This is a genomic window from Bacteroides cellulosilyticus DSM 14838 (assembly GCF_000158035.1).
GTDB classification, from domain to species: Bacteria; Bacteroidota; Bacteroidia; order Bacteroidales; family Bacteroidaceae; genus Bacteroides; species Bacteroides cellulosilyticus.
Genome location: NZ_EQ973492.1, coordinates 381798 through 393677, shown reverse-complemented (window position 1 = coordinate 393677; position 11880 = coordinate 381798). Strand labels below are relative to the sequence as shown.

Sequence of the window (11880 nt, the reverse complement as noted above, 5' to 3'; positions counted from 1 at the left end):
TTGAATTATGTGATTAAAAGAAAATGATAAATAAAAAAGAAACACGAAAGAGTAGCTATTTTTCAAAAATAATATGATACACCTAATCATTTCATAATATTTATCTAGTAAAAGATTACAAGTATCATCTATATACTCTCTCCTATATTAAATGCCTTCTCTTCAGTTATATAAATCGGTGCTCCATCTACATCTCTAAGTATTAGATTATAAGGAGGAAAGAACTTTTCTACTTCTGGGGATATTTCATTATCTCTATCTAAAGCAAGTAATAGTTGGAACTCAGAAATATTAAAGCCAGCAGATGCAAATGATGAACTAAAGGCAACATGACGAATATTTATCTCTGTAATAATAGGAATATTATTAGTATCACCTTTCATATCCACCACTACTAAACCATTCATCTCTTCTCCTGTTATTTGGCAAAGTCTACTAATAGCATCCAATGCAGTATTCTTTATTAATTCATCATTAAGTAAACGTCCTTTTGAAGTATTACCCGTAACTCCAGAAATTGCAACCTTAGCCATTATGTATTCAATGCGCTCAGCCTGCGCTATTTTTATCAATTTCCCTTTTTTGAACAAACAAAAACAGCCATAATTACCACCAGGCAAGAATTCCGACAACTGAAATTGCATAATACCTTGATTTATTTTTACCCATGCTTTAAGATCATCGTAACATGTAGCTTTAAATGCACCTTTACCTGAAGCTGTTCCCGCAGCACCATCCCTTATCCATACAGGAAATCCTAATGGATTTATAAAACTAGGATCTTCTATTTCATTAACAGTCAGAGTTATATGTTTAGGAACGAGTCTGGTATCTTTTAGTGCATCAAATAAGCGTTCCTTACTTATAACCAATTTAGAAAACTCCTTAGGGAGGTACAATATATGGAACATCAAATGTATATTCAGACCAATATAATACCTCTACCTCAGGTACAACAATCACTGCATCAGGTTTCTCTTTATTTAAAATATCTTCAACTACAGCCCTATACGATACATCTGATACAGCAGGAACTTTATAGATACGATCAAATATTCCTTCATATACACCATAAAGCAGATTGCACATATCCCAACCCACGAACTCAGTACTCTCAAAAAGAGGACTCATTTTTAATGAACGCAGTACACTTCGTGCAGAAACGGCACAAGCTCCTGTAATAATTACTTTCATTTTTTTTCTTGTTAATTTTTCTCGTTCTATATCTAAATAGTTTTCTTTCTTGTCTACAACTACACCTTCACGCTTAATAACCTTATAAATAGTTAAATAAATTATTTTCAAATCCAAACAAAATGTCAAATTTTCAACATAATGCACATCCATCTCTAATTTAGTATTCCAATCTAAGTTATTGCGTCCATTAACCTGAGCTAATCCTGTTATGCCAGGTCGTACAAAGTGTCTTTTTTTTTCACATTTCGTATAATAAGGAAGATAACGTACTAAAAGTGGTCGGGGACCAATCAATGCCATATCACCTTTCAATACATTAATTAATTGTGGTAATTCATCAATAGAAGTAGAACGAACAAACTTACCAACCTTGGTCAATCGTTCTTTATCCGGCAATAAATTTCCATCAGTTCCCCGTTCATCTGTCATTGTTTTGAACTTAATGATCTTGAATATCTTTTCATCCTTACCGGGACGTTCTTGTAAAAAGAAAATCCCGGCCCCTTTATTTGCGAAATGCAACCAAATACTAATGAGCAATAAAATTGGCCAGACAATTGCCAATGCAAAAAATGCAATAATAAAATCTATCAATCGTTTAAAGAAATGAGAATACATAACTATGAACTATACAAAATGTTTTATTATAATTCGATATCCATTTTCTACTGTATAATTGGATAATAAATAAGAATATCCTTTTTCGCCCATGACTTTTCTCTGTTCTCTATTCTCAGACATCCAAGCAACCAATTCCATAAACATATCCAAATTTCCACTTTCCGTCCACAGACCATAACCATTAACTTCCGCTATTCGACCAATATCTGTATTTACATCAGTTGCAAGTAATACAGGCATACCATTTTCCAAATAAGAAAGAAGACGCGAAGGATAATTAGGAATAGTAAAGTGTTTATCAAGAAATATCAGACCAATATCACAGCTCCTCACTAATTTATCATAATTTTCTTTAGGAAGAGACGAAAGCAAACAGGCATTACGTAAAGTATTACTTTCAAACCATCGTTTCATTTTACCATATTCAGTACCATTTCCTACTATGACAAAAAAAGTATCATCGCGATTTTCATTAGCAGCAATCACTTTCATAAGAAAATCCACACCTTGAGGACGTCCCAAATTACCGCCATAAATAAAAAGAAGCTTATCTATAGGAATATTCAGATTTCGGAGTAATGCTTTTCTATCAGACTCTAACCATTCACTGTTCTTCTGCAACTCTATGCTATTAGGACAGAGCTCTACAGTCTCTGCCTTAATAAATTGATTATGTTTTAGCAAATACTCAACATTAGCAGGAGACATACAACCAATATAATCCGACAATTGATAGAGACGCTCTTCTTTTCTACGAAAAAACTTATAAAGTAGACTATTTTTAGAAAACATCCCTAAATCAACTGCATTTTGAGGAAATATATCTTTTAACAACAGATATGATTTTGCATTATATCGTTTTTTCAAGGACGCAATAATTCTGTTAAAAGTAATCGGAGGTGTAGAATATAAGATAAGATTAAACCTTATATTTTTCCAATATTTCTGAATAGCATATTGGCATTGATATTCTAACAATAACGTACCAATGCCCTTTTCAATTATATTAGTTTTCTGGATATTTAGTGTTCTTACCCGCAATATTTTAGCACCAGCACTCTCAAAGACTCCTGTTGGTTGATGCAAACGGCGTTCACTGGGAACAACCAAATATACATTATGCCCGTGACGAATAAATTCACGCATCAAATCTGTATAGATTCCCCGCATAGAAATATCGGACATACGACTTAATGTCAAAAATAAAATATTCATTTCAACAGTAATTAATATTTTCTCCAGACCATCTTATCCACTACCCCAGTATAACTCTGAATCAACTTCACGACCTTAACCGATACAATCTCATCCGTATAATCCGGAACAGGAATACCCAAAGCACCATTACGATTCATCTCCACAGCTACATCAACCGCTTGAAGAACCTGTTCCGTTGTGATGCCAGCCAGTATAAAATTACCTTTATCCAAAGCCTCCGGTCGTTCTGTACTCGTACGAATACAAACAGCTGGGAAAGGATGACCGATAGAGAGAAAATAACTACTCTCTTCAGGCAAAGTACCCGAATCTGAAACGACAGCAAAGGCATTCATCTGAAGATGATTGTAATCATGAAAGCCCAAAGGCTGGTGCTGAATAACCCGAGCGTCAAATACAAAACCGCGTTGTTCTATGAATTTCTTTGAACGCGGATGACATGAATAAAGAATAGGCATATCATATTTCTTAGCCAGTTCATTGACCGCATTCATCAGATTGAAGAAATTCTTCTCCGTATCAATGTTCTCTTCACGGTGGGCGGAAAGAAGGATATATCTGCACTTCTCTAGATTGAGCTGTTCCAGAATAGTACTAGCTTTGATCTGTTCCAGATTATTATGCAGGACTTCAGCCATAGGAGAGCCAACAACATAAGTACGCTCCTTTGGAGTACCCGCAGCATTCAGATAACGACGGGCATGTTCCGAATAACAAAGGTTTACGTCAGCTGTTACGTCAACAATCCGCCGGTTAGTTTCTTCAGGGAGGCATTCATCAAAGCAGCGGTTACCGGCTTCCATGTGGAAGATGGGGATATGAAGACGCTTAGCACCGATAACGGAAAGGCAGGAATTGGTATCTCCCAAAACCAGAACCGTATCAGGTCGCACTTCCACCATAAGTTGATAAGATTTAGCTATGATATTGCCAATAGTTTCACCCAAGTCCTTACCCACCGCATTCAGGTAGTAGTCAGGTTCACGAAGACCGAGGTCTTCAAAAAACACCTGATTCAGGGAGTAATCATAATTCTGACCGGTATGTACAAGTATCTGGTCAAAGTATTGGTCACAACACTTAATGGTGGCAGACAGGCGGATAATCTCCGGACGGGTGCCTATGATAGTCATTAACTTAAGCTTGCTCATTTCAATTTATAGTTTTCATTTTTATCACAAGGTTCAAAATAGGTATCGCCGTCAGAAGAATCATACCATTCATTGATCCAGAACTGAGTATAAAGGTCTTCATTTCCAACGTTGGTGATATTATGAGTATACCAGACGGGCATATCCACATAACAGGGATCTTTACCGTCCAGATAGAAGTTCAGGACTTCATCTGTATCAATTTTACGCAACTGGATCCGGGCTTTACCACGAATGACCGTGAAGCGTTCTATTTTACGGGTATGGTAATGATTACCACGAGTAATACCGGGAATGGTGGTAGAGAAAGAAACCTGACCACCGATACCCAGCTTAACAGTTTCTACAAACATACCACGGGGATCTTCATGCTTCACCAGTTTACGGGGATAGACGGAAGAGAAATCAATATAGCCACAAAAGGTATTGAAGAGATTCACTTCGTCCCTATCCTTCAGGACAGGAATGATGCCCTGTTCGAAGTAAAGAGACTTATAGTTTTCCAACAAAGCCAAAATCTCCGTTACTTTCTTCTCAAAGTCATAAGAGACTACATCACGTTCAACCATAGGAAGGGCATTCGAAGAAACTTCGCGTATCTTACCAATTATATGTTTACAAAGGTTACCCACATAAATCAAACACACCTCACTGTCCTGTAAAACCTGTGGTATTTCTCCATGAGTCAGTTTATAGCAAAAAGTGGCAATGAAAGAATTATAATTGGGGCGTCCAAAGGGACCGTACACATTAGGAACAACCATGCCGGTAAAACTGGCACGATTACGTCCCGCCCACTCTTCAAGCAGATTACGTCCTTCACGTTTGGAACGCCCATATTCGTTATCACGCTCCTCCTGGGTAGAAGAAGAAAACAGCACATGGGGGGTAACCTTTTCGGCTTCCATAGCGGATATCAGCTGGCTAACCAGACCGATATTTGTATCATAAAGAACTTGGGGATCCGGATGACGGTTCATGGCTGCCAGATGCACGATTACATCACATTCACGCACAAAGGAGCGCAATTTGTCCTCACTCTGAAAATAAAAATCTTCAAAGGGGATACGAAGGAATTCGTCAGGGGACAGACCAAGTACATTATAGAGATGAGTCCCTACAAAACCAGGCTGGCCCGTTATGCCAACTCGTATCATAAAATTATATGTTTCTTAAAATAAAAAGGAAAGATTAAAGGTGAAGATCTTCACGAATGAAGGAAAGTCTCAATAAAAGTTGTTTCATCCCTTCCACATCCAAGCGGTGAGTATTATGAGAGTGGTAGTCTTCTATACGAGAGACTTCCTCACTACCTTCAACAAAAAATTTGTCATAGTTCAGATCGCGAGTATCACAGGGAATACGGTAGTAATCCCCCATATCGATGGCTTTGGACATCTCTTCCCGGGTCACAAGCGTTTCATATAACTTTTCACCGTGACGAGTACCAATGACTTTCACCTCGGCATCACTATGATACAAATCTTTCAACGCAGTGGCCAGGACATCTAGCGTAGCAGCGGGAGCTTTTTGGACAAACAGGTCACCATTATGTCCATGTTGGAAAGCGTAAATGACCAGGTCAACGGCGTCATCTAAAGTCATCATGAAACGGGTCATGTTAGGATCTGTTATAGTCACCGGTTTATTATCTTTCATCTGCTCAACCCACAAGGGAATTACAGAACCACGGCTGGCCATGACATTACCGTAACGGGTACAACAAATCGTAGTAGAACCGGTTTCACCCAACTGACGCCCTTTGGCAATGGCAACTTTCTCCATCATAGCTTTACTGATTCCCATAGCATTGATGGGATAGGCTGCCTTATCGGTAGAAAGTACTACGACATTCTTCACACCGTGTTCAATGGCCGAATCAAGCACATTCTCTGTTCCAAGCACATTAGTGCGTACAGCCTGTGTTGGAAAGAATTCACAGGAAGGTACTTGCTTCAATGCCGCAGCGTGGAAAATATAATCCACCCCATTCATGACACCATCAACGGAACGTTTGTCACGTACATCACCGATGTAGAATTTTACTTTAGGATTCTGCAAGTGATGGCGCATGTCATCCTGCTTTTTTTCATCACGACTAAAAATACGGATTTCTTTGATATCTGAATCTAAGAAACGGCGTAAGACAGCATTACCAAAAGAACCTGTGCCTCCGGTAATCAATAATACTTTATCACTAAAAGCTGGCATATATTTATTTTTTAATAAAATCCCATGTGCGTAATATACCCTCTTCCAAAGGTATTTCCACATACCAATTTAAATTCTTATTTGCTAATTGACAATCTAAAAATATATTAGGAACATCACAAGGTCTTGAAGGCATGTATTGAACATTAAAATCTATTTTTAAGACGTCCCTTATTTTTATCAATAGCTGGTTTAGTGTGTAAGCCTTTCCAGAACCTATATTATATATCTGATTTGTATGTTCAGTGATTGCAGCACTATAAATGGCTTTCACTAAATCCGATACATAAATATAATCTCTAGCCACGGAACCATCTCCCCAAATCTGAATATTTTCCTTCCGACTAATTTTTCCTAAAAAGACAGATAACGATCCCAATGTTCCATAAGGATTCTGACGTGCACCATAAGGATTTGAAGGTCTAATGATATTAAATTCTAATCCATACAAATGATTAAAGAGATAAAGATATTTTTCTACTGCTAACTTTACAATCCCATAAGAGGATTGTGGAAATAGGACATGTTCCTCATTAACAGGTAACGATTTGACTGTACCATAAACAGCTCCACCACTAGATAAATAGATTATTCTCTTTATACTTTTATTTACACATTCGTGTAATAGAGCAATAGTATTAATTAAATTAGACTGAACATCATATATTGGATTTTCATTTGAAGTAACAGGAATTGTGGAAGAAATAGCATGGACAACAAGATCAACGCCTCTCAATGCTACATCTATCAATGACTTATCACCATAATTACCTATATAATATTTAACCCCAGACAAAGGTTCTCTAAATTTCTCATAAGCAATATCTAAAACGGCCACTTCATTTCCAGCCGCAAAGAAAAAATCAACAATATGAGAACCAATAAAACCGTTTCCTCCTAATACTAGAACTTTCATAATTAATCAGTTATTATAAATCCAGGTTTTTCGCCCTTATCAAGCAACCAGTTATACAAACAAAGTGTATCTTGGGCTATAATTTCCCAGGTATATTTCATTTCAATTAAACGTTTCGAATTTCTACTCATCATTTTCAATTCATCGGTTGACAAATCCAACATATTTTTTAGAGCTAATTCTATTGATTGCAAATTTATATCAGCCCAATAACCACAACTAAAATTTTCTAAATCTTTCCATGAGGAGGATTTTGTTGTTATAACAGGAACTCCATATGACAAACTATCTAGTATAACCATTGGTGCCCCCTCTGAATATGAGGGTAAAATAAAAAAATCTGCAGCAGAAAAAATATCCAATTTATTTTGATCAAATTGTGGTTCTATAACAACAACCTTATCCTGTAATTGAAAATCTTTAATCATCTGAAATACCTCTTTTACATACTTATTACCATCATTACCAGCAATGACCAAAAGCCAATTATTAAATAAAGCTCTTAAATTGTTCAATGCTGAAAGCAGCATATCAAGCCCTTTTTTAGGCGTAATTCTTGACAAATATAAAAGAACACGTTTATTCTTATCTATATTATATTTTTCTTTAAAACGAAAACCATTCCCCGTTAGTGATAATTCAGCTTCACTAATTCCATTTTTTATATAAGCAATAGGAGCTCTTAAGCCAAACTGTCTAAAATCTTCAACCTCTTGTTCTGAGGTTGCATGCAAACAGGAACATTTTTTAAGATTTTCATTCTCATACAAATTCAAAGCTATTTTCTTTTTTATTCTACTAGATAAACCATTACGCAATGCATATGGAGATAAAGTCCCATGAGGTGCAACAATATAAGGTATCTGTCTACTCCTAAATTCACTAAGTAAAAGCGAATGTTTTCCCCATAAACTATGTTGATGGACAATGTCAATATGTGAAAGATCTTTCAAGGAATAAATAAAATCATTCTTCTTACTCTTATTTAATATCTGAGAGTAAGAACATTGGATATTTCTAATTTTTTCAAGAGGAAAATTATACTTTGTAGAACTCCATAATAATTCTTCCTCAGAATTATCAACAGACAGTACGTTAACATCTAAATTAAGTTTGCTTTGGGTTGAAGCAAGACTCATGCTTATTTGCCCCAAACCATATGACTTCTTCCCCAAAGAACTAACAGTGTGTAATATGTTCATCTTATTTCATTATTAATATAATAAGCAATCAACGAAAAGTATCCTTTGTTAATTCAAAGAAAAAAACAAAGCTAACATATTAAAAAAGTGTTTTCTATTTCAAGAATCCTATATTTTATATGAATTAGCGTCTCAACGACATTTATGTCAGTTCAAAAAAAAGAGATATCTATCCTAATCGATAATAGAGAAACATTCACAATATCCCAATTTTATCAACCTTAGAGTAACGTTTTATTAGCAGCCTTATCTTATACCAAACGAATTTAAGTACCGAACCATAGTTATCTTTACGAATATTTTTATAAAACTCTAGATTATCATTTATAACATTGGTTATATTTAATATTTTATAAAAGATACGATTACTATTACCATATTTAAATCCCAATACATTATTACTATGTTGTCTATATAATAGTGTTGGTATATATATTGATTTTATTATACCTTTAGACTTGATTACTCTTGTTGAAATCCACCAATCATGCATAAATTCACCAGAGTAAGGAAAAGAGATTTTTTTAGCTTCATTATTAAAAAGCATCGTATTACCTTGAGTATAACAACAAATTGCCAAATAGTTATAGTTTTTTAATTCATCTGGGTTAAGTCGACAACTTAGCCAATGAGAAGACTCTAAAACAGCTAAATTTTCATCGACAACAGCCACATCTGTATGTACTACAATTGGTTTGCAAGGATTCTTAACATATATGTCATTATAAACATCAACCGATAATTGAATTTTGGTAGGTAACCAAACATCATCTTGGTCACAAAACATATATAGCTCTGATTCTACACATTCCAACATTCCAATAAAACCTTTTTGAGGGCCAATATGCTTTTCTAGTTTTTCACAGAATATAATTCTGTTATCTAGCAATAGGTAATTATGAATTATTTCTATTGTATTATCTGTAGAGCCATCATCCCTAATATAGAGAGTCCAATTGGAGAATGTTTGTTTTATAATAGACTCTAACTGTTCTGAAAGATATTGTGCCCCATTATAAGTGCATAAAATAATTGCTATTTGATTATTATTCTTAAAGGAAGCTTTCATTATTAAACATTATAGTTGTTAAAATTGCCGATCTTAATTTTATCGTATTCGATTATACTAATTATCGTTAAAAGCATAATAACAGAATAAATAGTATAATGATAAAATAAGAAAACAAGAAGCGAACTTTCAATCCCTGCACATAGAATGTAACAATGACTATCATTATAGTTCAAACATTTAAACCTCAACTTCTTAAATAATGAATAGTAAAGCAGCAAAAAAGCAATAAAACCAATCATTCCACAATCAAAATATGTAGCTATATATGTATTTTCAGGGTCATATGGTTCATAATTACTTGCCAATTTATTTTTAACATACGGATAAGAAGAGGTAAAGTACCCAGTACCTATTAGAAAAGAAGATGGCTGCAACATAACTGCTTTTGGAAAATTTAATATATAATTAGCTCTCGTACTTTCACTTGAAGAATCTTCTTTGGCTTCTGTCCGTTCTACAAAGGCATTTATCATCGCTGCAGAAACACCATTATCATTGTTAGAGATAAAACCAATAGGCACTGCAATAATACATAACAACAATAATCCGACTAAAAACTTTTTAACATTTGTCAACATTGACAATATTGAAACTAATAAAATGCCAACAAATGCAGTATGACTTAAAGATGTAAAAATACTAATAAAAGACAATAGGAATAGATAATATTTTCTACTCTTCAAAGCATAACTAGCAAGTAAAGGTGCCAAGAAACCAATATTTGCAGGATCTATATTTAGACCACACGAACGTATTGTTCCACCAATAGTAAGCGAAATCATTCCATAACGAACATCTAAAGCATTAATATAGCCACTAAACAATTCATTAGTAATAGAGTAGCCATTAGAGTAATATATTGCAGCATCAAATAACGCCCAAATTAAATTCAAAATAGCTCCCCATAATATTCCAACTGCTATTAGTCTAACATACATTGTTGTATTCACTTGCTTCTTCAGCAAATAGAATAACAATGTATATATAATCATTTTAGGAATATGACTTAATGCTGCAAGTTGCCATTCAAATGAATCTGTTGAAAAATAGAAAAAGCCAAATAAACTTGAAGCAATACTTATCAACATCCAAAAATAAAATATTTTATCAACGTGAGTATTTTTATATATAGAAGAGGAAGTTTGGTTGATAAAAAGATCAATAAACACCAGTATTAATACTATTGAGAACAAAGATATATATATTCCTAATATACCAATAGATAATAAAGATGTGGTTGAACATAAGCCAAGCAATAAATAGAATGCATTAAACGGTCTATTATGAGTAATGTCAATGATATAATTTTTCATTAATTATTTAAAAGGCTCAAGTTTACTTAAATTTAAAAGACTTAAATTAAAAAGATAAGTTAGATTTCACTTTATATCAAAGAGAGTAATTAATATAAAATTTTCTCATAGCTATTATTCACTCATTTCAACAAACATAATCCCAATGGTATTATTTTATTAAAAAAGTATCATTTTTTAGTATAGTACTCAATGCTTAAGGAAACCAACAGTTGCTGAAATGTAGATATTGCTAGTGATTTTGCTTTTTCTCTCGCTTTTTCTATATCATTTTTTACAATATGCCTATTCAGGAAACCATTATATATTAATTTTATAATTTCATCAGGTGAAGCAAATGAATTATTTATATCAACATTTAAACTTTCTACTCCTAAAAGTTCTAACATATTTTTCATTTTATGTTCATAAGAAAGACAAGCGAAGGGAACCGAGTTATTTATAGAAAAAACAATTGTATGATACCGAGCACCTATTACAAACATCGATTTTTTTATTACATACTGTTGGATATCTGAAGTATAATTCGAAGAAAACACTATAACATTATTAGAAAATTTCCTAGATAAATATCTACAATAATCTTCATCATTATGCTTACTACAGTATAATTGTGGTAGCAATAAAACATTTACTAAATTATCCAAAAACTTTTGGATTAACAGTTCATAAAATTCATCAATCAATCGCTCCTCTTTATGAACAAATAGAGGATGCCACACATATAGTTGATTCGGTACTATAACCACATATTTCTTAGGCAATAACTCTTCAACTTCAGACGGGATGGAGCAAACTGGGTCCTCTAAAAATGCAGTATCAATAGATTTCTGATAAGCAACATTCAACTTCTCTGCATACACATAACTCTGCATATCACGTAAAGAAAGAAAATTAACATTGTCAAAAACAAACTTAGCCCATTTTGTATAATGATCCTTTGATTTAAATGGACCAATTGAAGGAGAATATATTGCAA

General features: G+C 34.0%; 10 protein-coding genes and 1 pseudogene. All 11 read right to left on the bottom strand.

Annotated elements, in window-relative coordinates; translation table 11 throughout:
* Positions 1-128: 128 nt before the first annotated feature.
* Positions 129-872, bottom strand: a complete 744-nt coding sequence (locus BACCELL_RS19665) for a hypothetical protein (RefSeq protein WP_157133931.1) — start codon at positions 870-872, stop codon at positions 129-131.
* A 382-nt stretch (positions 873-1254) separates the two neighbouring features.
* A pseudogene (locus BACCELL_RS27515) lies at positions 1255-1815 on the bottom strand (sugar transferase); the annotation flags it as partial.
* Positions 1816-1824: 9 nt separating this feature from the next.
* Positions 1825-3033 carry a glycosyltransferase family 4 protein gene (locus tag BACCELL_RS19655; protein WP_044154142.1) on the bottom strand — a complete coding sequence of 403 codons (1209 nt, stop codon included), beginning with the start codon at positions 3031-3033 and terminating at the stop codon, positions 1825-1827.
* Positions 3034-3044: 11 nt separating this feature from the next.
* Positions 3045-4187 carry a UDP-N-acetyl glucosamine 2-epimerase gene (locus tag BACCELL_RS19650; protein ID WP_007213780.1) on the bottom strand — a complete coding sequence of 381 codons (1143 nt, stop codon included), beginning with the start codon at positions 4185-4187 and terminating at the stop codon, positions 3045-3047.
* Entirely contained in the window at positions 4184-5344 is a 1161-nt protein-coding gene (locus BACCELL_RS19645; protein WP_007213779.1) for a polysaccharide biosynthesis C-terminal domain-containing protein, read from the bottom strand. Before BACCELL_RS19645 ends, BACCELL_RS19650 begins: the two co-directional genes overlap by 4 nt.
* A gap of 34 nt (positions 5345-5378) precedes the next feature.
* Complete coding sequence (locus tag BACCELL_RS19640; protein WP_007213778.1) at positions 5379-6398, bottom strand: polysaccharide biosynthesis protein; 1020 nt, start codon at positions 6396-6398, stop codon at positions 5379-5381.
* A gap of 4 nt (positions 6399-6402) precedes the next feature.
* Complete coding sequence (locus BACCELL_RS19635) at positions 6403-7314, bottom strand: NAD-dependent epimerase/dehydratase family protein (RefSeq protein ID WP_007213777.1); 912 nt, start codon at positions 7312-7314, stop codon at positions 6403-6405.
* 2 nt (positions 7315-7316) lie between these two features.
* Positions 7317-8516, bottom strand: a complete 1200-nt coding sequence (locus BACCELL_RS19630; RefSeq protein ID WP_007213776.1) for a glycosyltransferase — start codon at positions 8514-8516, stop codon at positions 7317-7319.
* A gap of 196 nt (positions 8517-8712) precedes the next feature.
* Entirely contained in the window at positions 8713-9585 is an 873-nt protein-coding gene (locus BACCELL_RS19625; protein WP_007213775.1) for a glycosyltransferase family 2 protein, read from the bottom strand.
* Positions 9586-9587: 2 nt separating this feature from the next.
* On the bottom strand, positions 9588-10901 hold the full coding sequence (locus tag BACCELL_RS19620) for an O-antigen ligase family protein (RefSeq protein WP_007213774.1): 1314 nt from the start codon (positions 10899-10901) through the stop codon (positions 9588-9590).
* A gap of 170 nt (positions 10902-11071) precedes the next feature.
* Positions 11072-11880: polysaccharide pyruvyl transferase family protein (locus BACCELL_RS19615; protein WP_007213773.1), on the bottom strand; the 809-nt coding region annotated here is incomplete at its 5' end.

Excerpts from the sequence above, each read along its gene's own strand:
- BACCELL_RS19625 (WP_007213775.1), bottom strand. The coding sequence starts at position 9,585 with ATGAAAGCTTCCTTTAAGAATAATAATCAAATAGCAATTATTTTATGC.
- BACCELL_RS19635 (WP_007213777.1), bottom strand. The coding sequence starts at position 7,314 with ATGAAAGTTCTAGTATTAGGAGGAAACGGTTTTATTGGTTCTCATATT.
- BACCELL_RS19640 (WP_007213778.1), bottom strand. The coding sequence starts at position 6,398 with ATGCCAGCTTTTAGTGATAAAGTATTATTGATTACCGGAGGCACAGGT.
- BACCELL_RS19645 (WP_007213779.1), bottom strand. The coding sequence starts at position 5,344 with ATGATACGAGTTGGCATAACGGGCCAGCCTGGTTTTGTAGGGACTCAT.
- BACCELL_RS19620 (WP_007213774.1), bottom strand. The coding sequence starts at position 10,901 with ATGAAAAATTATATCATTGACATTACTCATAATAGACCGTTTAATGCA.
- BACCELL_RS19650 (WP_007213780.1), bottom strand. The coding sequence starts at position 4,187 with ATGAGCAAGCTTAAGTTAATGACTATCATAGGCACCCGTCCGGAGATT.
- BACCELL_RS19655 (WP_044154142.1), bottom strand. The coding sequence starts at position 3,033 with ATGAATATTTTATTTTTGACATTAAGTCGTATGTCCGATATTTCTATG.
- BACCELL_RS19630 (WP_007213776.1), bottom strand. The coding sequence starts at position 8,516 with ATGAACATATTACACACTGTTAGTTCTTTGGGGAAGAAGTCATATGGT.